Raw genomic sequence first — 23,579 nt, 5'->3', positions numbered from 1 at the left:
TCGATTAGCCCTTGCCACCGCCGATTACCGCAATTATACGAATGGATTTATTGTCTGGAATCTCATTATGCGAAATCACACGCAGCTGCGGCAATGCCCGGCGCAGGAAGCGCGCCAGCAAAGGCCGTAGTCCCGGCGCCGTCAGCAGCACCGGATTGTACCCCTGAATCTCCACTTGCTCGGTCTGTTGTGCCGCGCTGGACAGCAGATTTTCCGCCAGACCCGGTTCCAGCCCGCCGCCGGCCTTCGACTGCACCGCCTGCATCAGCACGTTTTCCAGCTGCGGCTCCAGCGTCATCAGCGGCAGTTCCGCCTCGCCGGGGAACAACTGCTGCACGATGACCCGCGACAGCGCGGTGCGCACCGCGCCGGTCAGTTCGTCCACGTCCTGGTTCTGCGGGATGTGGTCGGCCAGCGTCTCGACTATGGTGCGGAAGTCGCGGATGTGTATGCCCTCGGACAACAATTGCTGCAGCACTTTCTGCAAGGTGCCCAGCGGCACCACCTTGGGCACCAGATCCTCGATCAGCTTCGGCGACTCCTTGGCCTGATGGTCGATCAATGCCTGGACCTCTTCGCGGCCCAACAGTTCGGCCGAATGGGTCTGCAGCAGATTGGAGATATGGGTGGCCACCACGGTGCTGGCATCCACCACGGTATAGCCCAGGCTTTGCGCTTCTTCGCGCTTGCCGGCGTCTATCCACACCGCCGGCAGGCCGAAAGCCGGGTCGGTGGTGGCGTTGCCGGCGATCTCGCGGCTGACGCGGCCGGGATTGATCGCCAGGAACTGGCCGATATAGGCCTCGCCCTTGCCCAGCTCCACCCCCTTCAGCAGGATGCGGTAGGCGTTGGGCTTGATTTCCAGATTGTCGCGGATGTGGACCGGCGGCACCAGGAAGCCGAGATCCTGGGCGATCTTCTTGCGGATGCCGCGGATGCGCCGCAGCAGCTCGCCGTCCTGGGTGCGGTCCACCAGCGGGATCAGCCGGTAGCCGACCTCCATGCCCAGCTGGTCGACGTGCTGCACATCGCTCCAGCTGACCTCGGCGCCCTGCTGCTCCGGCGGAGCCGGCGGCTGGGCCGCCTGCAACTCCTGCCGCAGCAGGCGCTGGCGGCGCTGCTCCATTGTGCGCGCCAACAGCAGCAGCGTGCCGGCGATCAGCAGGAAGGACAGGTGGGGCATGTTCGGAATCAGGCCTATCGTGCCGATTACCGCCGAGGTGATGTACAGCACCTGCGGCTTGGTGAACAGCTGGGTCAGGAACTGCTCCGACATGTCCTGATCGGTGCCGACACGCGACACCACGATACCGGCGGCGGTCGAGATGATCAGCGCCGGAATCTGGGCGACCAGGCCGTCGCCTATGGTCAGCAGCGTGTAGGTCTCGCCGGCCTGGCCGACCGGCAGATCGTGCTGGACCACGCCGACGATCAGGCCGCCGATGATGTTGATCAGAATGATCAGGATGCCGGCCATCGCGTCGCCGCGGACGAATTTGGACGCACCGTCCATCGCGCCGAAGAAGTTGGCTTCCTCGGCGATGGTCGAACGGCGGCGGCGGGCCTCGTCTTCGCCGATCAGGCCGGCGTTCAGGTCGGCGTCGATCGCCATCTGCTTGCCGGGCATCGCGTCCAGCGTGAAGCGGGCCGACACTTCGGCGATCCGGCCGGCGCCCTTGGTGATCACCATGAAGTTGATGATGGTGATGATGATGAACACCACGATGCCGATGGCGACATTGCCGCCGACCAGGAAGTGGGAGAACGATTCGATCACCTTGCCGGCGGCGTCGGGGCCGGTATGGCCTTCCAGCAGCACCACCCGGCTGGAGGCGACGTTCAGCGACAATCGCAGCAGCGTGGTGATCAGCAGCACCGACGGGAAGGACGAGAAGTCCAGCGGCTTGCGGACGTTGATCCCCACCAGCAGCACGATCACCGATACCGCGATGTTGAAGGTGAAGAAGATGTCCAGCAGCACCGGCGGCAGCGGCAGCACCATCATCGCCAGGATCAGGATGATGAGCAGCGGCCCGGCGAGCTGGGAGATCTTCAGTCCCTTTAGAATTTGGAGGATGGAGTCCATGCTGGCTTAGAGGCTTTCTTCAGGCGCCGAATCTTGCGGACGTTTGCTGTACGGGTCAAGCTCGGCCGGCACTTCCAGCTGGTCCGGGAACACCGGAGCCACGCCGCCCACAGCCTGGTACTGCTGCAACTGGAACACGTAGGCCAGCACCTGCGCCGCCGCCGCGTACAGCTGCGCCGGGATATCCTCGCCCAGTTCGGCATTGAAGTACAGCGCCCGCGCGAAGCTGGGTGAGCGCATCACCGGCACGTGACTGTCCTTGCCGGTGTCGATGATGCGTTCGGCCAGCTTCAGCGAGCCCTTGGCCACCACCTGCGGCGCGCGCATCCCTTCGTCGTATTTCAGCGCCACCGCGAAGTGGGTCGGGTTGGTGACGATCACATTGGCCTTCGGCACTTCCTGCATCATCCGTTTGCGCGCCGCCTCGCGCTGCATCTGGCGGATGCGGCCCTTCACTTCCGGCGAGCCTTCCGCTTCCTTGTATTCCTGCTTGACCTCTTCCTTGGTCATCCGCAGCTTCTTGTAGTAGCTCCACAGCTGGTAGGGCACGTCTATCGCCACCAGCAGCAGCATCGCCGAGGTGACGATGAAGAAGGTGCGTATCATCAGGTCGGTCATCTTCAGGATGCCGGACTCCAGCGGCATCGCCAACAGACCGATGATGTCGCCGCGCTCCTTCCAGATGTACCAGGTGGCGATGCCGCCTATCAGCACGCTCTTCAGTATCGCCTTCAGGCCCTCGGTGGCGGCGTTCAGCGAGAACAGCCGCTTGATGCCCGGCAGCGGGTTGAGCTTGCCGAAGTTCGGTTCCAGCGCCTTGGTCGTCAAGTTCCAGCCGCCAACCAGCATCGGCGTCAGCAGCGCGACCAGCGCCAGCCCGCCGAAGAACGGCGCCAGCTGCCACAGCGCGCCGAACAGGCTTTCCTTCATCCGCAGCAGCGCCGGCTCGGTGGTCTGCACCGTAGTCTGGTCGAAGGTCAGCACCTGGCGCATGGTGTCGCCGAGAAAGCGGCCCATCTTGCCGCCCAGCACCATCAGCAGCGATACCCCGGCCATGGTGACGGCGAACGTCGACAACTCCTTCGATCGGGGAATGTTGCCGTCTTCCCGCGCCATCGACAGCCGTTTGGCTGACGCGGGTTCGGTGCGTTCGAGGTCGGAATCTTCTGCCATGGGCTCGCTTTAATAATGCTTTTGTCTTGATTTTAAACTGAATGGTAGCGTATCGCGGCCGGTTTCGACCAGCGTTCCGCCTCGCGCGGCGCGGCCGCAGGCGTTACAATAGATCTGATTATTGACGGAATCGCCCACATGCAACAGTACCTCGACCTGATGAGCCATGTGCTGGAACATGGCCACGACAAGGCCGACCGGACCGGCACCGGCACCCGCTCGGTGTTCGGCTACCAGATGCGCTTCAATCTGGCCGACGGTTTCCCGCTGGTCACGACCAAGAAACTGCACCTCAAATCCATCATTCACGAATTGCTGTGGTTCCTGTCCGGCGATACGAATATCCGCTATCTGAAGGAAAACGGCGTATCGATCTGGAACGAGTGGGCCGATGAAAACGGCGAGCTCGGCCCGGTCTACGGCTACCAGTGGCGCAGCTGGCCGGCGCCGGACGGCCGCCACATCGACCAGATCGGCCAGCTCTTGGACATGATCCGCAAGAATCCGGACTCGCGCCGGCTGATCGTGTCGGCGTGGAATCCGGCCCTGGTGGACCAGATGGCCCTGCCGCCGTGCCACAGCCTGTTCCAGTTCTACGTCGCCGATGGCCGGCTGTCCTGCCAGCTGTACCAGCGCTCGGCCGACATCTTCCTCGGCGTGCCGTTCAACATCGCCAGCTACGCGCTGCTGACGATGATGGTGGCCCAGGTATGCGGCCTCAAGCCGGGCGATTTCGTCCACACGCTGGGCGACGCCCACCTGTACAGCAACCATCTGGAGCAGGCGCGGCTGCAACTGGCGCGCGAACCGCGCCCGCTGCCGACGATGCGGCTGAATCCGGACGTCAAGGACCTGTTCGCGTTCACTTTCGACGACTTCGCGCTGGAAGACTACGATCCGCATCCGCACATCAAGGCGCAGGTGGCGGTATGAGCGAGGCGAAGAAACCGATGCTGACGCTGGTGGCGGCGATGGCCGCCAATCGGACGATAGGCGTCGACAATCAATTGCCCTGGCATCTGCCGGAGGACTTGAAGCATTTCAAGGCCGCCACCTTGGGCAAGCCGGTGATCATGGGCCGCAAGACCTGGGATTCGATAGGCCGGCCGCTGCCTGGACGGCGCAATATCGTCGTGACGCGGCAGGCCGACTGGCGCGCCGACGGCGCCGAGGTGGCGCACTCGCTGGGAACAGGCGATGGCGCTGGCCGGCGACGTCGACGAGGTCTGCCTGATCGGCGGCGCCGAATTGTATCGCCAGGCGATAGCGATCGCCGACCGGCTGTGCCTGACCGAGATCGGCCGCGATTACGACGGCGACGCCCATTTCCCGGTCTTCGCCGCCGACGAGTGGCGCGAAGAGTCGCGGCAGCCGGCGGTCAGCGCCGCCGGTCTGGCCTACGCCTTCGTCGACTACCGCCGCTGATCGCGGCGGCGTCCAAGCAAAAAGGCTGCCCTCGGGCAGCCTTTTTATTGGTAGGGTGCGTCACCCCGCAGGGGCGACGCACCGTTGGGCGATGCACCGCTGGGCGACGCACCTGAGCGACGCGCGACGCACTGGGCGACGCACCGCTGGGCGACGCACCGCAATCAAGACACCTTGAAGGGGGCGGCTCTCAGGGCCGGCCTTCCAGCGTCTCGGCGGCGCTTTGCGCCAGCTCGCTGTAATCGCGGCCGAATTCGGCGATCATCTGCTTCAGCCGGACGGTGTCGCGCGCGATCAGCGTCTTCAGCAGGCTTTCCAGGAAATGACAGGTGTGTTCCATCTGGCTCTTGCCGGCGCGCAGGATCGCGTACAGGCAGCGCTGGGTCAGCGGCAGCATGTCGTGCAGCGTGTCGGTCAGATAGCGGTTGTCGGCGTGGCGGTACAGCGCCGACAGGAATTCGATGCCGTGTTCGTAGAAGGCCTGCAGATCGTCGCGGCGATTGTCTTCCTCCAACTGCGCCATCAGGTCGATGAAGCGCGCCAGATCGTCGTTCTGCCAGCCGGCGGCCAGGTTCTGCACGACGCGGTCCAGCAGCAGGAACCACATTTCGAAGAAGTCGCGCACGTCGCGCGCGCCTATGCTGGCGACCACCGCGCCGCGGCGCGGGAAAATGTCCACCAGGTGGCGCCGTTGCAGGATCAGCAAGGCCTCGCGCACGGAACCGCGGCTGACCTCCAGCTCGGCGGCGATGCGCAATTCCTGTATGCGCTCGCCCGGCTTCATCTCGCCCTGAATGATCTGTCTGCCCAGATACTGGGCGATCTGCTCGGTCAAGAGGTCGTTGGCCTTGAAAGTCATTGAAGTCATCTCCGGAAAGCTAAAGCTGATGTTATCGTTCTGGTAAGTATTGTACGGCATGTTTGTGCTGGATTGTCCGGCAGTATTCTGTTAGGCAGCCGGTTTGTATCCAGTGGAGCAGGTCGCGATTCGGGCGTGGGCACTGCCATGCCGCCGCCCGCATCTTCATGCGAAAGCCCGTGCAAAGGGCTGTCATCATATCAATCAGATGATTAAAACGCATGTTTTGATGTTGTGTTGACCAGGAGTATGAGCGTTTTCTGCTGTTTGCCATGGTCTGCGCGCAAACGGACGCGGGCCGCAGCAAAATTGCCGGCCTGCTGGCGCCCGCGCAAGCAAAAGGCCCGGCAAGCCGGGCCTGGGGAGAGTCGGGACGGGATCAGGCCGCCGGCAGGCGGGTGGCCATCAGGTAATTGACGTCGGTGTCGTCGTTCAGCGAGTAGATGCGCGTCAGCGGGTTGTAACCCATGCCGCTCAGCGTCTGCAGGCCAAGGCCGGCGTGGCGCGCCATCCGGCTCAGCTCCGACGGCTTCAGGAAACGCGCGTACTCATGGGTGCCGCGCGGCAGCATATTGAGCACGTATTCGGCGCCGACCACCGCCAGCAGATAGGCCTTGGCGTTGCGGTTCAGCGTCGAGAAGAACACCCAGCCGCCTGGCTTGACCAGCGTGGCGCAGGCGCGCACCACGCTTTGCGGGTCGGGCACGTGCTCCAGCATCTCCATGCAGGTGACCACGTCGAAGCTGGCCGGCACTTCCGCCGCCAGGTCCTCGACCGCCACGCAGCGGTAGTCGACGGCGACGCCGCTTTCCAGACAGTGCAGCTGCGCCACCTTCAGCGATTTTTTCGCCAGGTCTATGCCGGTCACCTGGGCGCCCCTGAGCGCCATGCTCTCGGCCAGGATGCCGCCGCCGCAGCCGACGTCCAGCACTTTCTTGCCGGCGATGGCCGCGTGGCGGTCGACGAAGTCCAGCCGCAGCGGGTTGATCTCGTGCAGCGGCTTGAATTCGCTGTCCTTGTCCCACCACTTGTGCGCCAGCTGGCTGAATTTGTCGATTTCGAGTTCGTCTACGTTATTGCTCATGCGCTCACTTTGCCAGGATGCGGTTGCGCCAGTCGTCGGCGCGGGCCTTCAGATTGCCTTCGTCCAGCGTGGCCAGCTTGCGTCCGGCCATCAGCGTGCGGCCCTTGACCCAGACGTGGCTGACCTGCTCGCGGCCGGCGGCGTACACCACGTGCGAGATCGGGTCGAAGGCCGGGGCGGTTTCCAGCGCCGACAGGTCGATGGCGATCAGGTCGGCGTCCTTGCCTTGCTTGACCGAGCCGGTCTTGTCGTCGATGCCCAGCGCGCGGGCGCCGTTCAGCGTCGCCATGCGGATGGCGGCGGCGGCGGGCACGGTGGTCGGGTCCAGCGAGCCGACCTTGGCCAGCAGCGCGGCCAGCCGGGTCTCGGCCAGCATGTCCAGCTTGTTGTTGGACGCGGCGCCGTCGGTGCCGATGCCGACCGCGATGCCGGCCGCCAGCATCTTGCCGATCGGCGCGATGCCGGAGGCCAGCTTCATGTTCGATGCCGGGTTGTGGGCGGTGGACACGCCGTATTTGGCGGCCAGCTCGATCTCGGCGTCGTTCAGATGCACCATGTGCGCCGCCACCAGCCGCGGCGACAACAGGCCCAGCTGCTGCAGGCGGGCCAGCGGACGCTGGCCGTGTTCCTTGACGCTGTTTGCCACTTCCTCGGCCGTTTCGTGGATGTGGCAGTGGATCAGCATGTCCTCCTGCTCGGCCAGCGTCACCACCTTGCGGAAGGTGTCGTCGGACACGGTGTACGGCGCGTGCGGCGCCAGCGTGAAGGTGACGAGGTCCTCGCCGAGGAACTGGTTGCGCTCGGCCATGCTCTTGGCGATGTAGTCGTCGGCGTTGCTGGCGTAATTGGTCGGGAATTCCAGGATCGAACAGCCGACGAAGGTGCGCATGCCGGAAGCCAGGCCGGCGCGCGCCATCGCGGCGTTGTAGAAATACATGTCGTTGATCGTGGTGGTGCCGCCGCGGATCATCTCGCCCATCGCCAGCAGCGCGCCGTCGAACACGAAGTCGTCGCGAACATGTTTGCCTTCGGCCGGCCAGATATGGTTCTGCAGCCAGTCCATCAACGCCTTGTCGTCGGCCAGGCCGCGCAGCAGCGTCATCGCCGAGTGGCCGTGCAGGTTGACCAGGCCCGGCATCAGCACGTGGTCGGGCAGTTCCAGCCGCTCGTCGGCGTCCAGGCCGGCGGCGTCGGCGGCCGGCAGGATGGCCGCGATGCGGCCGTCCTTGATGGCTACCGCGTGGTTCTCCAGGATCTCGCCGTCAGTTTCCACGGTGATGATCCAGCGGGCGGAGATAATCTTTTCATAACGCGACTGCGGCATGGTTGAGAATCCTGAATCCGTTGTCAAAAAGTGTCGTGGATTTTAGGCCCAGCCGATAGGCAAGGCAATGAGCTGCTTCCATTCCTTAATATCGACTATCAATATGCCGGCCATACGCTTGAAAATGACGACAACGGATGACTGGTGAATATTCGGGCCAAAAGCCGGACGAGGCCGGTGTATACTGCTGATTGCACGAACGAATTCAACCCCCGGTGCCCGATCCCAGAACTTCGGCGAAGCAAAGAACTAGCGCGACATGGCTCAACAAGCAGACGAAAAATCCACTGCCAGCACTGGCCTGAATCTTAGGGACGTGTTTCTCATCGCCGTGATACTCGGCCTGTTGATCCCTGCCTCTATCATCAGTTACCTCAGCTTCAACATCCAGAAGGACAATCTGACCACCCAGCTGGACACCGATCAGCGCCGCCTGCTCGACATCGTCGCGCTCGGCATGCAGGAGCCGTTGTGGAACCTCAGCCGCCAGGCCGGCAATCCGCTGATCTCGTCGGTGATGGAGGATCCGCGCGTGATCTCCATCCGGGTCACCGACACCCAGTCCAATCAGGTCTTCCTGTCGTCGGTGCGCAGCGAGCGCCGCATCGGCAGCGTGTCCTATGTCGAGAAGCCGGTGATCTACCGCGGCGAGGCGATAGGTCAGGTGACGATGGAGTTCGACAACGAGAACCTGGCGATCGCGCTGAGCAACCAGGTGAAGAACATCCTGATGATACTGGCGGCGCAGCTGGTGTTGTCCATCATGCTGATCATGAGCATCCTGCATTCGCGCTTCCTCAGTCCGATGCGGCTGCTGACCGAGCAGGCGCGGCTGTTGGCCGAACTGAAGCTGGACGCGCCGTTCGAATGGTCGCGCCGCGACGAGCTGGGCCGGCTCGGCACCCACCTGGAGTGGACCCGTTCCGAGCTGAAGCGGCTGGTGGACGAACTGCGGGCCAAGACGCTGGCGCTGGAGGCCGACATCGCCCGCCGCCGCGAGGTGGAGGACGCGCTGCGCCGCTCGGAGAACAAATACCGCGAGCTGTTCTGGTCCAATCTGGACGGCATCGTCATCAGCTCGCTGGACGGCCAGGTGATAGACGCCAACCCGGCCTTCCTCAATCTGATGTGCTACAGCCTGGACCAGCTGAAACAACAGAATTTCTGGAGCCTGGTGGCCGACGAGAGCGAGGCGCTGGAGCGCTTCAACCTCGACAACAAGGTGTTGCGCTTCGGCTATTGCGACGAGTTCGAGGCCACTTATCGCAACCGTTTCGATAATCAAGTGCCGGTCAGCGTCAAGACGGTGGCGATGCGCGACGCCTTCGGCCGCATCAACGCGGTGTGGCGGATGGTGCGCGACATCTCCGAGAAGCGCGCCGCCGAGGAGCGGGTGCAGCTGGCGGCCAAGGTGTTCGAGAACACCGTCGAGGGCATCATGATCACCGACGCCGACCGCCGCATCCGCAGCGTCAACCGCGCCTTCACCGAGATCACCGGCTACACCCAGCACGAGGTGCTGGGCCAGAAGACCAGCATCCTGTCGTCGGGCCGCCACGACGAGCCGTTCTACGAGCAGATGTGGCAGTCCATCGGCGAGCACGGCTCCTGGCAGGGCGAGCTGTGGAACCGCCGCAAAAACGGCGAGGTGTATCCGGAGTGGCTGGCGATCAACGCCGTGCGCAACAGCCTGGACGAGATCACCCACTACGTCGCCATCTTCAGCGACCTGACCGAGCGCAAGGCCGCCGACGAGCGCATCCAGTTCCTGGCCCACTTCGACGTGCTGACCAGCCTGCCCAACCGCATGCACATGCAGGACCGCGTCGAGCTGGCGATACACAACGCGGTGCGCGACAACCAGCGGCTGGCGCTGCTGCTGCTGGACCTGGACCGCTTCAAGACCGTCAACGAGTCGCTGGGCCATTCGGCCGGCGACACGCTGCTGCAGGTGGCGGCCGACCGCATACGCTCGGCGCTGGGGCCGGGCGAGATGCTGGCGCGCCAGGGCGGCGACGAATTCATCGTGCTGCTGCCGGTGATTTCCGACCCGGGCGAGGCGGCGCTGGCGGCGGAGCGGGTGCGCGACGTGTTCGCCAGCCCGATCGAGCTGCACAACCACGTGATCACCATCACGCCGTCGATAGGCATCAGCGTCTATCCGGACGACGGCCGCGACTACGAGACCCTGGTGCGCAACGCCGACGCGGCGATGTACCACGCCAAATCGTCGGGCCGCAACAGCTACAAGTTCTACACCGCCGACCTCAATGCCCGCGCCCGCGAGATTCTGGCGATAGAAAGCCAGCTGCGCTTCGCGCTGGAACGCGACGAGTTCGTGCTGCACTATCAGCCGCAGGTGGACATGAAGAGCGGCCGCATCATCGGCGCGGAGGCGCTGATACGCTGGAACCATCCGTCGCTGGGCCTGCTGGGGCCGGTGCGCTTCATCCAGGTGGCCGAGGAGCGCGGCTTCATCGTCCAGATCGGCAACTGGGTGCTGGCCGAGGCCACGCGCCAGATGGTGGCGTGGCGCCAGGCCGGCCTGCCGGAGCTGACGGTGGCGATCAATCTGTCGGCGCTGCAGTTCCGCCAGCCGGATCTGGCCGAGCAGGTGCAGGGCGCCTTGTCGTCCAACGATCTGCCCGGCCACGCGCTGGACATCGAGGTGACCGAGAGCATCATCATGGAAGACGCCCAGGCCACGATACAGGCGATAGACAATATGAAGAACATGGGGCTGAGACTGTCGATCGACGACTTCGGCACCGGTTATTCCAGCCTGTCCTACCTGAAGCGCTTCAAGGCCGACAAGCTGAAGATCGACCGCTCCTTCGTCCGCGACATCCCGCAGGACGCCGACGACAGCGCCATCGCCCGCGCCATCATCAATATGGCGAAGAACCTGAATATGCAGGTGGTGGCCGAGGGCGTGGAAACGATGGAGCAGTGGCAGTTCCTGGAGCAGGAGGGTTGCGACTTCGTCCAGGGCTATCTGATCGCGAAGCCGCTGCCGGCCGACGAGTTCGCCTCGCTGCTGACGCGCGAAAGCCTGCTGCCGCAGAACTAAGGCCAGCCTGAGCCGGATGACCAGCCCGCCTAGCGCGGGCTTTTTTATGCCTGTCCGCCGGCGACTGGACATGCGGCCATCGCTGGCCATACTGAATGCATATCATGGTCATGATATGTGCATCGCATTTTGGCGGCGGCTCGATGAGGGGGGCTGAATGGCATCTAGACAGCGTTTGGATTTCGTCGTCGTGGCGGCGTATGTGCTGATCTCGTCGGCCTGGATTCTGGTGCCCGATGTGCTGATGGGACGGTGGGACGGCCCCGACAGCCTGATAGGCGGCATGGCCTGGGACGGCCTGTTCGCGGCCATCTCGTCCGTCTTCCTGTATCTGTTGCTGAGCAGCCTGGGACCGGAACGGCTGACGGGTTTGCAAAGCTCCGGCCTGGCTGGGCGCGCGCTGCTGCGGCTGGCCCGGCATGGCGTCGGCTGCTTGTTGTTGCCGTATGTGCTGTTCGTGCTGGCGGCGATGGCGGTGCCGGACATATTGTGGGACCGCATGGCGTATTCCACGAAGTATATCTGGCTGGTCGCCGCCTGGGACGCGGCCTTCATCGCGGGAAGCGCCGCCCTGCTGACCCGATGCCTGAAACTGCTGGACGACGATGGCGCGCCGCCGGAGCTGGCGCGTCGGCAGAGGCTGTCCTACCCGCTGGCGGTGATCGGCTCCTTATTGATGCTCGCGCTCTGGTATCGGATCGGTTCTCAGCACCCGCTGTCCCAGTTGGCCTTGTTGTTTCTGATTCCGATCGGCCTGAGCGCCATGCTGGGCGGCCTCGGGCCGGGCCTGTTGTCTACCGTGGTGATTGTCGCCGGCGTCGCCGCCCTGTCGGTCTCTTCCCTTGCCGACCCGTTGCCGCATTCGGCGATGTCTCTGCTGACTTTAAGCCTGCTGGTGTTGCTGGGCGTGCTGCTGAGCATGATCAGCGAGGCGCAGTTCCGGGCGAGGACCGGTCTGGGGACGGCCCTGGGACAGCGTCAGCAGGCTCTCGAAGCCATGAGGCAAAGCGACGAGCGTTTTCGCGCGCTGTTTGCCGACAGCCCGGTGGCGATGGCGATTTCACGGCTGGCGGACGGCTTGCTGGTGGAGACGAACCAGGCGTTTCTGAATTTGCTGGACTTGTCCCGCGATCGCGCGTTGGGCCATGACACGGTGGATCTGGGCATCTGGAACGTCGCGGCCGACCGCAAGCGGCTGCTGGAGGCGTTGCTGCGGGACGGCGAGGTCATCGGCGCGCCGGTGACCATGCTGCGCAGCGACGGCGCCGAGATACAGGTGCTGCTGTCCTTCCGTCTGATCGATATCGATGGCGAACCGCATGTGCAGGGCGTGATGCTGGACGTGACCGACAGGCACCGGGTCCAGCAGGCCTTGAAGGAAAGCGAGGCGCGGCTGGCCGGCATGGTGCAGTCGGCGATGGACGGCATCATCGCGCTGGACGCCGAGCAGCGCGTCATCCTGTTCAACGCGGCGGCCGAGCGGATGTTCGGCTGGCGCGAGCAGGAGATGCTGGGACAGCCGCTGGACCGTCTGTTGCCGGCCGCCTTGCGCGGGGTGCACCGCCAGGTGGTGCAGCGCTTCGGCGACAGCGGCGCCAGCGCCCGGCGCATGGGCCAGCTCGGCAAGGTGCAAGGCATGCGGGCCGATGGCGGCGCGTTCGATCTCGAGGCTTCGATCTCCTCGCAGGAAATAGACGGGCGGCGCAGCTACACGGTGATACTGCGCGACGTCACCGAGCGCGAGCGGGTCCAGGTGGACATCCTGCGGCATATGCAGCAGCTGGAGAGCCTGAACGATCTGAACCGCGCGATTCTGGCTGCAGACGACGCCGAGCAGATCGCCCAGATCGGCTTGCGCTATCTGCGGCGGCAGGTGCCGTTCTGGGGCGCGACGGCGATGCTGATCGACTGGGAGAGCGACAGCATCAGTGTGCTGGCGGTGGAGCGCGACGAGAGGGCGAATTACGATCCGGGCCAGCGGTTGAGCCTGGATAGCTACGGCGAGGAGGATCTGGCGAGGCTGACGCGGGGAGAGGCCTGTGTGGAGGCCGACCTGGGTTGGCGGGCGCAGCGACCGCCTACGCTGGAGCGTCTGTATCAGCAGGGCATGCGTTCCTATGCCCGCATCCCGCTGATGGCCGAGGAGAGGCTGCTGGGCATATTGAACCTGGGATTCGATGTTCCCGGCGGCTGCAGCGAGACTGAGCTCGAAGTAGCCAAGGACTATGCCCGCCAGCTGGCGGTCTGCCTGCAGCAGTCGCTGCTGCGCGAAAAAGTGGCGCGGCTGGGCCGGGTGTACGAGGTGCTGAGCCGGGTCAACGCGCTGGTCGTCCGCTGCCGCGACCGGGAAGCATTGTTCGACGGCATCTGCCGGATCGCGGTCGAGGTCGGCGCCTACCGGATCGCCTGGGCCGGCGTCATCGATCCCGACACGCGAAACGGCACCGTGATCGCCTTCCGCGGCGACGATGGCGATTATCTGCGGCAGATCCGGCTCAGCGCCAAGGAGGACTCGCCGCACCGCGACCGCCCGGCTTGCCGGGCGGCCCGCCTGAACGAGATCGTGGTGTGCAACGACGCGCAGGGCGATCCATCGCTGACGGAGCTGATTCCGCATCTGGCCGGTTACGGCGTTCGCTCCATCGCCAGCCTGCCCATCGCGCTGGACGGGCGCGTGGAGGCGGTGTTGTCGCTGTTCGCCAGCGACGTCGGCGCCTTCGACCGCCAGGAAATCGCCCTGCTGGGCGAGCTGGCCAGCGATATCGGCTTTGCGCTGGACCATATCGGGAAAGAGGAGCGTCTCGACTATCTGGCCTATTACGACAGCTTGACCGGCCTGGCCAACCGCAAGCTGTTGGTGGAGCGGCTGGCCCAGCGGATGGCGGACGCCGCGGAGCAGGGGCGGCATTGCTCGGTCGTCGTGTGTGCGATCTGGAGAATTTCGAGTCCATCAACGACGTATTCGGACGGGGGGAGGGCGATCAGGCGTTGAAGCTGCTGACCGAGAGGCTGTTGCGGCATGTGCGGGATCCTTCGCTGCTGGCGCGGATAGGGGGGGACCAGTTCGCGCTGGTGCTGCCTCAGGCTGGCGGAGAGGACGAGGCCGTGCTCGGCATGGAGCAGATACGGCACGATTGCCTGGACCCGCCCATTCGTCTGGACGGCAATGATTTATGCCTGTCGGCCAAGTTCGGCATCGCCATGCATCCGGACGACGGCGCCACGGCGATGGGATTGCTGGAGCGCGCGGAGTCTGCGTTGAAACGGGCAAAGGCGGCGAACGAGGCCTTCCTGTTCTACCGGCAGGAAATGACGGAGCGCGCGGCCGCGGCGCTGGAGTTGGGCAGCCGCTTGCGCCATGCGCTGGAGGGGGAGCAATTCGAACTCCATTACCAAGCGCAGTGCGCGGCGAGGGGGCATGCCATCGTAGGCGTCGAAGCCCTGCTGCGCTGGCACTGTCCCGGACAGGGCATGGTCTTGCCCAATCAGTTCGTGCCTATGCTGGAGGAGCTGGGTCTGATCGTCGAGGTGGGCAACTGGGTGATGCGGCAGGCGGCGCGCGATCATCACGAATGGCTCTCGGCCGGGCTGCCGGCGCCGCGGGTCTCGGTCAACGTCTCGCCTCTGCAACTGCGGCGGGAGGATTTTGCCCAGTCGGTGGCGGCCGTGTTGGCCATGCTCCAGGCGGAAACCGCGATGGACATCGAGATTGTCGAAAGCCAGCTGATGGCCGATATCGACAGCAGCATCGTCATGTTGCGCCAGCTGAGGGAGCTGGGCGTCTCGATCGCGCTGGACGATTTCGGCACCGGCTACTCCTCGCTGGCTTATCTGGCCCGCTTGCCGGTGCAGACCTTGAAGATAGATCGCAGCTTCGTCAGCCGCATGCTGGACGAGGAGGAGGCGATGCTGATGGTGGAGATGATCATCTCCCTTGCCCACACGATGAGCCTGGAAGTGGTGGCCGAGGGGGTGGAGACGGAGGCGCAGGCCGGAAAGCTGGCCGAACTGGGGTGCGATGTGCTGCAGGGCTTCTGGCTGGCGCGGCCGCTGCCGGCGGCAGCGCTGGCGGACCGCTTGCGTGAGGAAGCTGGCCGGACCCGCTTATCGGGGAACGGCTGACCGGCACGGTCCCGCCGCCGTGAAGTCGATGCGAATGAAAAACCGGACGCGCGTACGCGTCCGGTTCGGTTTGGAGGGGCTCAGCGGTCGTGCCAGCGGTCGTCGTGATGCTCGTCGTGATGATCGTGGTGGTCGTCGCGCCAGCCTTCGTGGCGGCCGTTGTCGTGATGGTATTGGCGATAGTGCGGCACGTAGACGCGGTTGTACCAGTCGTCCTTGACGAAGAACACGCGCCGGTTGCAGGCGTGGTACTGCATGCAGTAGCGGTTCCAGTGGCGGGCATGGTCGGGCGGCACGCGCAGATAAATCGGCGGCGCGACCACCGGCACCGGCTGCACGATCACCGGCTGCGGGTAGAGCACCTGCGGCGCCGGCACGCCGCCGATATCTATCTGGCCATAGAAGCCGGGCTCGCCGACGCTGATGGAGACGCCGGCCTGGCTGGGCAGGCTGGCAAGCGAAGCGGCGATCATCACGGCCGCGGTCATCACGTGTTTCATGGCAGGTCTTCCTTTTACGTTACGGACGCGTATTGCGCATGCTTGCACTATGGCGGCGTTTTGTTTCGTAAACGCAAAGAAACAATAGCTACTCATTGCTATTTGTATCTGTTCATAACCGTAACAATGTGTAAAGCCGCGATGCCGCCGGAGCGCCGTTTTAGTCCGGAATGGCCTGCCGGCTGAACGCGCCGCCGTCGGGGTCTCGCCTGATGGCGCGGCCGCCTATCGCCCGGTCTTGATGAAGTATCGGATGCCAGGTCGCAGCCCGCAAATCCGGCCCACCCATGCACGTCTTCTAGTCAATGCCGATCAGGCGGACACCGCCGCCATCAAGCGAAAGCGCGGGGTATGCCCGCAATCTGCCTATATAAGTCCCGCCCGCTGTACTCATTTTGCTTTTTAAAATTCATCGCGATGATTCCCCAAATGGAGAATGTTGCGAATCCGGCATCCGCTTTGGCTCAAATTTCGCTGACAGGCAAGTCTGGATTAGCGAGGAAGGGTCAATACACCTATCTATTAAAACTTGGCGAAATGTGCTTGCGGCCAATGACATGGTTAAGCTGTTTTTCAGGAATTTTAAACTTGGATGGAATTGAATATTTCAATGGCTGTTAATGGCGTGGTGGCTTGAGCGATTTTTTAAATAATTTCTTAATTGCCAACCGATTGTTATGTCGATTTTCTTTTAATTTCAAAAGAAATGGTATGGGAGGAATTTGTTTGTTGAAGTTTTGTACTGATTGTTTTTCAGCTATTTGGTTCATCCGTTTGTTTGAAACGGCTATTCGTGTCGGGGTTTGCTGGTATATAGGACGGTTTTTAAATGTGAATAGTTACGTTGAGAGCGCGGTTTTTTGATTCTAGCCTCGCTTCAATTTCCGCATGAAGCATATCGACGCGGATAATTTCATTGCGATTCGCATTGTTTTTATTGCGAATTTCATGGTTGCCGGATCGATAGGCGGATCGATTTTCCAGATGGGCGCCTATCGTCGGCTCGCACATTCTTGGGTGATCAAATGAGCAAGTTCTTTAGCTTTAATGCGGCAGAACCCGATTTGGTTGACAGGCGAAAAGCCGCTCGGGATTTGTGTGCTTCGATAAGCCATGGTTTGGCGGATCGAGCATCGCTGTATTGGGATTTGTTTGGCTCTGTTGGCGAAGGCTTTGAGCAATGGGGCGGTATTTTTTGCGAGTTTGGATGGAATATCAAAATTGGCGACAACGTGTTCATTAACGCCAATGGCGTCTTTCTGGACGCGTTTGACATCAATATCGGCAATCACGTTTTCATTGGCCCCAATGTCGGCATTTACACCTCCAATCATGCCAAGGACCTGGAGCAGCGGCGCAACTATATGGAGTGGGGCGCGCCGGTCACGCTTGAGGACGATGTCTGGATTGGCGGCGGCGCCATCATCTTGCCGGGCGTCACGATAGGCAGGGGCTCGATTGTCGGCGCCGGAGCGGTGGTGGCCAAGTCGGTGCCGGCTTGCAGCAAAGTACTGGGTGCGCGTTCCCAGGTTTATCCCCTCGTAATGGAAATCTGACATGTATCTTTATCAGTCGCGTTTGAAGGACCAAATCATACATTCGGTCAAGGATGTGAGCGTTCATGCGGAAAACGGCGTTTATACCGATGCGATTTCCGGCATGTTCAATGTGCCGTTCGGGTATTCCTGCGAGCCGATCAAACGGCATATCGCCAAGACGCTGGACGCGCTGCCCTTCCATCCCAAGGACCATTTCTATTCGGAGGAATGGTTCGAAACGTCGGCCATGCTGCTCAAGCGGGTGAAAATGGACGATGGCGCGCTGCTGTACGTCAACAGCGGCTCCGAGGCGATAGAGTCCGCGATCGCCATGGCGCTGGAATACCACCAGCGCAAGAGCAATGGCCGCAAGCGCAAAGTGATTTGCCGCAAGCACTCCTATCACGGCGCGACGCTGGGGGCGCACAGCGTGACCGGCAGGAACGATTTCCAGGAGCTGCGCAACAGCGGCTACGACACGATACGCATCCATCCGCCGTTTCCCGTCGATCACGAGGGCAGGCAGCTGGAAGCGCACGGCGTCGAGGATGTGGAGAACATCATCCTGCAAAGCGGGCCGGAACAGATCGCCTGCATCCTCTTCGAGCCGGTCAACCATCTGAAGGGCATGCGGCAGAGTCCGGGGGAATACCTGGCCGGGATCCGGGCGCTGTGCGACCGGTACGACATCGTGATGATCACCGACGAGATCGTCACCGGCGCGTCCCGGACCGGGACCTTCCTGAACACGCACCGCTTCGGGGTGTCCGCCGACATCGTCGCGCTGGGCAAGGGCATCAGCGGCGGATATTACCCGGCTTCTGCGATGGCGACGTCGGCCAAGATCGCCTCGGTATTCGACAAGCGCGGCGCCTGGATTCCGTATTCCTATTCCCATACCTATGCCAGCAATCCGGTGTCTATCGCGTCCATCCACGCGTCATTGCGGGCTTTGGAGCAAGTCGAGGCCTCCGGCCAGCTGCAACGATTGATCGGCAAGGCTGGCGGTCTCGCGCAAGCGATGGCGGCCAATCAGCGGATCGCCCGCATCGAGGCCAGCGGGCTGCTGATAGGCCTGACGCTGGACGACGGGCTGGGCCGCGACGCGGGCAAGAGACTGGAGCGGCTGTGCTTCGAGCGCAAGCTGATCATCCGCGGCGAGGAAAACTGGGCGTGCCTGGCGCCGGCCTACGTCATGCCGGAAAACACCCTGGCGGAAGTGTTCGAGGTGTTGAATGAATCCATCGATCAACTGTGATTTCGAGTCCATGGCGGCCTTGTCGGCGCAGTGGTCCGGCATCGAGGCGTGCCTGCGCCGGCGTCGGGCGGTTCTGACGGACGACGAATACGCGCGCGCGCTGGACGAGCTGGAGGCGGGGCGGGAGCTGATGGCGGAATGCCGGACCATCAACGAGCTGTCGGTGGCCGTCGCCCGCCGGTTCACGCCCTTTTACCGGGACGCGGCGCGGTGCCTGGAGCGCATCCACGAGATCGCCGGCTACGGCACGCTGGCCTCCTGCCTGTCCTCGCTGAACATCGCCGAGGCGCTGTTCGAGCTGGGGCACTGCGATGAGGCGGGAGTGGCCGGTCCGAATCTGGTGATAGGCCGCGGACACATCGCGCCCTTGTTCTACGCCTGCCGGCATCTGCGGCAAGGCATGCCGCTGGCCTTGCTGGCGACGGTGCACGAGCCGGTGCCGGCGGTGGTCAACAAGGCCTACGGTTTTGCCTACGGCATGCGCCACAGCCTGGGGGAGGGCGTCGGCATCGCGCTGGGCAGGGCCATCACCCATCCGGACGAGCGGGTCCTGTGCGTCGCCGGCGACGGCGAATTGAACGAAGGCGTGTCCTGCGAGGCGATCCGGCTGGTCGGCGAGCTGGCGGTGTCCAACCTGACGCTGGTCGTCGACAACAACGGACGGGGAATCGACCCCCTGCCGGGCAAGCTCAGGCCGGGGTATCTGGCCGCCTATTTCGATCGGGTGTACGAGGTGGACGGCCACGATACGCGGGGGATAGCCGAATGCATCCGGGAAGCCGAGCGGTCGCGGCATTCCGCCGCCATCGTCTGCCATACCCGGAAAGGCGCGCACTCGTTCAAGCGCCCTGGCCAGCCGGCGCAGCCCGCGCATGTCGCCGCCGGAAAGGCCGGCAGCTGCAGCCTGACGGCGGGCCTGATCGAGGAGGTTCGCGACGGCCGGCCCGTCCATGTCTTCACCGCCGATCTGGCCGCCCGCTTCGGTTTGAAGCCCGCCGACGCGTATTGCAATGTCGGCCTGGCCGAGTCGGCCTTGCTGACCGCCGCCATCGGCTGCCCGGAAGCGGCGCTCAAATTCGTCCTGACCGACGACAAGTATTACCTGAACGCGATAGACGTGCTGCATTCCGCGTTGATCGCCTGCCGCAATCTGCATGTGATCGCCGCGCGCAAGAACGGCGTATGGGGCGGTCCCACCTACGTCTCGACGGTTTTCGGCCTGCTGACGGAGGAGACGGTGTACGAGCTGAGCGATCCGCTGGACCTGAGGGATTGCATCCGGCGCCGGCTGGCGGCCGGCGGAAACGGCCTGTACCTGATGTACGACCAGCCGATGGAGCGGATTCTCGCGCTGAGGGAGAACTACCGCAGGCTGTCCGACGAGTTTTACGCCTACCAGCCGGAGTACGCCGGCGGCACGGTGATCCTGTCGTCGGAAGCGATGGCCTACGAGGCTTTTCAGGTCGCGAAGGCCAAGCGCTGCGCCCATGTCCGGGCCTTGTCCACCCGGCCGGATCTGGCGCCGGTACGCAGGCTGCTGCTGAACGCCGACGAGGTCATCGTGGCCGAGCATAACGGCGCCCGCTTCAACCTGGCGGAATACGTCGAATCCAGCTTGCTGATCCGGGTGCGCAAGGTTTTCAGCGACGCCTACGAGTGGCCGACGCTGGAGACTTTCCAGTCCGCGGCCGCGCCGCGCCAGCTGGACGCCTTGCTGGCCCGACCTTCATTCGCCTTGGCCGACCAGCCTTTGCGCGTTTGAACGCCGTCCCCTTTTTCGAGCTGTTCCGAACCCGCAGCCGGGCTTCGGCAACCCTTTTATCGCCTAGGAGGCATGACTCATGACGCAGCAAAACGCAGGGCACGGCAAGCTGGCCGGCAAAACCATCATCGTTGTCGGCGGCGCCCGGGGCATAGGCGCGGCCATCGTCGAGGCGCTGGCGAGGCAGCAGGTCCGGGTTTGCATCTTCGATACCGACCGCGCCCCAACGGCCATCAATCATTACCAGAGCGAGGACATCAGCGGCTACCAGGCCGCCCGCGAACTGGCCGCAGAACTGGAGGGGCAGGGCTTGTCGGTCAAGGCGATGGCCGTGGACGCCACGTCCGAATCGCAGGTGATCGAGGCGGTGGGCAATGTCGCGCATCAGGCCGGCGACTTCTATGGCCTGGTCAACGCCATCGGCAGCAGCCATGTGGTCCACACGGTGGAGTCGTCGCTGACGGAGTTCGAGGCCGTCCTGCAGACCAATCTGGCCGCGCCCTATCTGACGTCGCGGGAGGCGGCGCGCGCGCTGATCAAGCAGGGGAAGGGCGGCGCCATCCTGAACATCAGCTCCATCGCCGCCAAGCAGGCTTTTCCAGGCATCTCCGCCTACTGCGCGGCCAAGGCCGGTCTGCAGGGCTTTTCCGGCTCGCTGGCGCTTGAACTGGCGCCGCACGGCATCCGGGTCAACTGCGTATGCCCCGGCATCGTCAAGACCAATATGTGGAAGTACCTGGAAAACCAGCTGATGACGCCGGAGGAAAGCCTGGACCAGCTGTGGGCCCGGATGGAAGGTCTGATTCCGCTGGGCCGCACCCAGGCGGCGGACAATATCGCCCGCTTCTGCCTGGCCGTTCTCGAGAACGAGGACATCACGGCCCAGTCGCTGTCCGTCGACGGCGGGATGAATCTCCATGGCTGACGGCGCAAGCGGCATCGATGCGGCGCTGCGCATAGGCGGCCGTCTGTTCGCGTCCCGGCATGGCGCGCGATGCCGGTTCGAGGGGGAGGCGCTGACCATGGAGAGCGAGGCCGACAGCGACGGCTTCAACATTCCGGGCCTGCATGTGGCGGACCGCCTGGGAACGCTGCTTGCCCCGTTGTCGGGCGCGTTCACGCTGGCCGCCGACGTCAGCCTGTCCAGCCGGGCGAAGTTCGATGCGGCGGGGCTGTTCGTCGCCGTCGGCGAGCATCGCTTGAAATTCGGCGTCGAGGAGTACGGTTCCGGCAAGAAGATCGTCTCGGTCCACTCCGCGCCGTACAGCGACGAGGCCAACGGCATCGATGTCGGGAACGAGCCGGTACGGCTGTTCGTGTCGCGCAGCGCGGACGTGTTCTCCTGCTATGTACGGGGGGCGGACGGCGCCGTTCTGTTTCATCGGGCCTTTTATGTCGATGGCTGCCCGGACGAGGCGCTGGCCGGCTTTTGCGTGCAGTCGCCGTTTTCCGCCGGCGCCGAGGGGCGATTCGCCGACATCGGGATTTCGCCGGAGCCGATGGCGCATGTCAGGGAGTGACGGGATGGCATACGACGATAGCTGGCTGATCGTTTCCGATTTCGACGAGACCTTCATGCCGGCGCAGCCGTCGCGCGAGGCGGAGGCGGGGATAGAAAGGCTGCAGGATTGCCTGGCTGGACTCAGGCGCGGCCATCGCCTGCTGTTCGGTTGGGCGACCGGCAACAGCCGGACGGCCATCCTGGAGAAAATGCGGCGTTATCCGGCTTTCCACTGGGACTTCGCGCTGACCAGCCTGGGCACCGAACTGTACTGGAATCGTGCCGGACGGGTGGAGGAGGACCCGGACTGGCCGCCGCGGGACGCCGGGGAGTTCGAGCGGCGGGTGGCGCGTCTGGCCGGGCTGTTCGAGACGCACGGCCTGGCGCTGCAACCGCAAGGGGCCGCTTTCCAGCAGCAGCGCATCCGCGGCTATTACCTGCCGGCCGACGGCCGGGAGACGGCGGCGATGGAGCGGATTCACAGCCTGTGCGAGCAGGTGGGACTGGAGGCGTCGATCACTTACGCCAGTTCCGCCGCCGGCGATCCGGAGGCGGTCTACGACGTGGCCATTCTGAATCCGGGCTGCGGCAAGCGGCAGGGCGTCGATTTCATCGCCCGCCGGCACGCCGTCGATCCCGACCGGGTCATCGCGTTCGGCGACAGCTGCAACGATATCGAGATGCTGCGGGCCTATCGGAACGGCTACCTGGTGGGGAACGCGCTGCCGGAGGCCAGGCGGGCTTTCAGCCGGGTGGTCGACGGCCATTACTGCCATGGCATCGTCGACGGTCTGCAACGACATTTCTGAGAGAGGGTTCTATGGACATCGACTGCGCGGCGCCGCAAGCGCGCCACGGCGACAAGCCGATATTCGACATCTACTTCGGCTTCATCCATACCTATGCCTTGCTGTTCGCCGATGAAATCCGCCTGTTCGACTTGCTGGCGGACGGCGCGCTGACGCTGGACGAGATCGCCGCCAGGACGGCGCTGGCGGCGCGCTCGGCCCAGGCGCTGGTGTCCTTGTGCGCCAGCCTGGGCCTGCTGGAGCGGCAAGCCGACCGCTACGCGTCGACGCCGCTGGCGCAAGGCTTTCTGACCGGCGAGGCGGCGAGCTCCTTCAGCGGCGTGCTGGCCTCGGCCCGCCAGCAGGAGGAGGCGTTCTCCTACGCCTTTTTCAAGGCCTCGCTGCGGGAGGGCCGCTCCCGGCTGTTCGATGGCGTCGACCTGTTCGACAACAATGCCCGCGACGCCGAGCACTGCGAGATCTTCACCCGCGCGATGCACAGCAAGAGCAGGGGACCGGCCGAGGCCTGGGTGCGGCGCATCGACCTGTCCGGCCACGACCGCCTGCTGGACATTGGCGGCGGTTCCGGCGCGCACGTCATCAGCGCGCTCGAGCGCTGGCCCGCGTTGCAGGCGGTGATCTTCGATCTGCCGACGGTTTGCGACATCGCCGACACCTTCATCGAACGCTACCGGGCGACGGGGCGCGCGCGGACGTGCAAGGGCGATCTCTGGACCTCGGACTACCCGGCCGCCGACGTGCACTTCTACAGCGACATCTTCCATGACTGGCCGATGGACAAGTGCCGGTTTCTGGCGAGGAAGAGCTTCGAGGCCCTGCCGAGCGGCGGCCGCGTCATCCTGCACGAGATGCTGTTCAATCCGCAGAAGACCGGTCCGCGGAACGTCGCGGCATACAACGCCAATATGCTGCTATGGACCCAGGGCCAGCAACTGTCGGAGCCGGAGGTCCGGGAGCTGCTGGAGACGGCGGGCTTCGCCGGCGTCGAGGTGTTCCGGACGCAATACGGCGACTGGAGTCTGGCCACCGGCGTCAAACCCTAGCGTCGCGGCGGCAAGGCCGGCTTGC

The 23,579-nt window shown here is 64.0% G+C and carries 18 protein-coding genes and 1 pseudogene; 13 read left to right on the top strand and 6 right to left on the bottom strand.

What is annotated here, in order from left to right:
- Nucleotides 1-4 precede the first annotated feature (4 nt).
- Nucleotides 5-2,086, bottom strand: a complete 2,082-nt coding sequence (gene flhA, locus CXB49_RS17070) for a flagellar biosynthesis protein FlhA (protein ID WP_101709503.1) — start codon at nt 2,084-2,086, stop codon at nt 5-7.
- Nucleotides 2,087-2,092: 6 nt separating this feature from the next.
- Nucleotides 2,093-3,259 carry a flagellar biosynthesis protein FlhB gene (gene flhB / locus CXB49_RS17065; RefSeq protein ID WP_101709502.1) on the bottom strand — a complete coding sequence of 389 codons (1,167 nt, stop codon included), beginning with the start codon at nt 3,257-3,259 and terminating at the stop codon, nt 2,093-2,095.
- Between the two features lie 138 nt (nt 3,260-3,397).
- On the opposite strand from flhB, the gene CXB49_RS17060 reads away from it, so the two are divergent.
- Together CXB49_RS17060 and CXB49_RS17055 are read left to right on the top strand one after the other, a co-directional pair.
- Nucleotides 3,398-4,192 (top strand): thymidylate synthase, encoded by a 795-nt coding sequence (locus CXB49_RS17060; protein WP_101709501.1) that lies wholly within the window; start codon nt 3,398-3,400, stop codon nt 4,190-4,192.
- Nucleotides 4,189-4,684, top strand: a pseudogene (locus CXB49_RS17055) (dihydrofolate reductase). The gene CXB49_RS17060 and the pseudogene CXB49_RS17055 overlap by 4 nt, the downstream one beginning before the upstream one ends.
- A gap of 190 nt (nt 4,685-4,874) precedes the next feature.
- Here the strand turns inward: CXB49_RS17055 and CXB49_RS17050 are convergent.
- From CXB49_RS17050 to CXB49_RS17040, 3 genes are all read right to left on the bottom strand, one after another.
- The gene (locus tag CXB49_RS17050) at nt 4,875-5,543 is read right to left on the bottom strand and encodes a GntR family transcriptional regulator (protein ID WP_199406706.1); all 669 of its coding nucleotides are present in this window, start codon (nt 5,541-5,543) and stop codon (nt 4,875-4,877) included.
- 379 nt (nt 5,544-5,922) lie between these two features.
- Nucleotides 5,923-6,627 carry a bifunctional 2-polyprenyl-6-hydroxyphenol methylase/3-demethylubiquinol 3-O-methyltransferase UbiG gene (gene ubiG / locus CXB49_RS17045; protein WP_101709500.1) on the bottom strand — a complete coding sequence of 235 codons (705 nt, stop codon included), beginning with the start codon at nt 6,625-6,627 and terminating at the stop codon, nt 5,923-5,925.
- A 4-nt stretch (nt 6,628-6,631) separates the two neighbouring features.
- Nucleotides 6,632-7,951 (bottom strand): TRZ/ATZ family hydrolase, encoded by a 1,320-nt coding sequence (locus CXB49_RS17040; protein ID WP_101709499.1) that lies wholly within the window; start codon nt 7,949-7,951, stop codon nt 6,632-6,634.
- Nucleotides 7,952-8,267: 316 nt separating this feature from the next.
- Here CXB49_RS17040 and CXB49_RS17035 point away from each other — a divergent pair, with 316 nt between their 5' ends.
- The 3 genes from CXB49_RS17035 to CXB49_RS17025 all read left to right on the top strand — a co-directional run bounded on the left by CXB49_RS17035 (nt 8,268) and on the right by CXB49_RS17025 (nt 15,143).
- Nucleotides 8,268-11,021 carry an EAL domain-containing protein gene (locus CXB49_RS17035; RefSeq protein WP_233492845.1) on the top strand — a complete coding sequence of 918 codons (2,754 nt, stop codon included), beginning with the start codon at nt 8,268-8,270 and terminating at the stop codon, nt 11,019-11,021.
- Nucleotides 11,022-11,178: 157 nt separating this feature from the next.
- The gene (locus CXB49_RS17030; protein WP_101709497.1) at nt 11,179-14,013 is read left to right on the top strand and encodes a PAS domain S-box protein; all 2,835 of its coding nucleotides are present in this window, start codon (nt 11,179-11,181) and stop codon (nt 14,011-14,013) included.
- Nucleotides 13,929-15,143 carry a bifunctional diguanylate cyclase/phosphodiesterase gene (locus tag CXB49_RS17025; RefSeq protein WP_101709496.1) on the top strand — a complete coding sequence of 405 codons (1,215 nt, stop codon included), beginning with the start codon at nt 13,929-13,931 and terminating at the stop codon, nt 15,141-15,143. The genes CXB49_RS17030 and CXB49_RS17025 overlap by 85 nt, the downstream gene beginning before the upstream one ends.
- Before the next feature lie 80 nt (nt 15,144-15,223).
- Here CXB49_RS17025 and CXB49_RS17020 read toward each other — a convergent pair whose 3' ends face one another.
- The gene (locus CXB49_RS17020) at nt 15,224-15,643 is read right to left on the bottom strand and encodes a hypothetical protein (RefSeq protein ID WP_233492844.1); all 420 of its coding nucleotides are present in this window, start codon (nt 15,641-15,643) and stop codon (nt 15,224-15,226) included.
- 888 nt (nt 15,644-16,531) lie between these two features.
- Between CXB49_RS17020 and CXB49_RS23700 the strand changes: the two genes are divergently transcribed.
- The 8 genes from CXB49_RS23700 to CXB49_RS16985 all read left to right on the top strand — a co-directional run bounded on the left by CXB49_RS23700 (nt 16,532) and on the right by CXB49_RS16985 (nt 23,554).
- Nucleotides 16,532-16,672 (top strand): hypothetical protein, encoded by a 141-nt coding sequence (locus CXB49_RS23700; protein ID WP_158300927.1) that lies wholly within the window; start codon nt 16,532-16,534, stop codon nt 16,670-16,672.
- A complete protein-coding gene (locus tag CXB49_RS24370) occupies nt 16,669-17,199 on the top strand; it encodes a sugar O-acetyltransferase (RefSeq protein ID WP_101709494.1) in 531 nt (176 codons plus the stop codon). The genes CXB49_RS23700 and CXB49_RS24370 overlap by 4 nt, the downstream gene beginning before the upstream one ends.
- A 55-nt stretch (nt 17,200-17,254) precedes the next feature.
- Entirely contained in the window at nt 17,255-18,439 is a 1,185-nt protein-coding gene (locus CXB49_RS17010; protein ID WP_233492843.1) for an aminotransferase class III-fold pyridoxal phosphate-dependent enzyme, read from the top strand.
- On the top strand, nt 18,417-20,201 hold the full coding sequence (locus CXB49_RS17005; protein ID WP_233492842.1) for a 1-deoxy-D-xylulose-5-phosphate synthase N-terminal domain-containing protein: 1,785 nt from the start codon (nt 18,417-18,419) through the stop codon (nt 20,199-20,201). The genes CXB49_RS17010 and CXB49_RS17005 overlap by 23 nt, the downstream gene beginning before the upstream one ends.
- 79 nt (nt 20,202-20,280) lie before the next feature.
- A complete protein-coding gene (locus CXB49_RS17000; protein WP_101709492.1) occupies nt 20,281-21,126 on the top strand; it encodes an SDR family NAD(P)-dependent oxidoreductase in 846 nt (281 codons plus the stop codon).
- Nucleotides 21,119-21,721, top strand: a complete 603-nt coding sequence (locus CXB49_RS16995; protein ID WP_101709491.1) for a DUF1349 domain-containing protein — start codon at nt 21,119-21,121, stop codon at nt 21,719-21,721. The genes CXB49_RS17000 and CXB49_RS16995 overlap by 8 nt, the downstream gene beginning before the upstream one ends.
- A 4-nt stretch (nt 21,722-21,725) precedes the next feature.
- On the top strand, nt 21,726-22,511 hold the full coding sequence (locus CXB49_RS16990; RefSeq protein ID WP_101709490.1) for an HAD-IIB family hydrolase: 786 nt from the start codon (nt 21,726-21,728) through the stop codon (nt 22,509-22,511).
- Between the two features lie 11 nt (nt 22,512-22,522).
- Entirely contained in the window at nt 22,523-23,554 is a 1,032-nt protein-coding gene (locus tag CXB49_RS16985) for a methyltransferase (RefSeq protein WP_101709489.1), read from the top strand.
- The last annotated feature ends 25 nt before the right edge of the window (nt 23,555-23,579 follow it).

The sequence above is a fragment of the Chromobacterium sp. ATCC 53434 genome (assembly GCF_002848345.1).
Classification (GTDB): Bacteria; Pseudomonadota; Gammaproteobacteria; order Burkholderiales; family Chromobacteriaceae; genus Chromobacterium.
The sequence above is the reverse complement of the archived record's forward strand: the minus strand, read 5'-3'. Positions and strand labels throughout refer to the sequence as shown.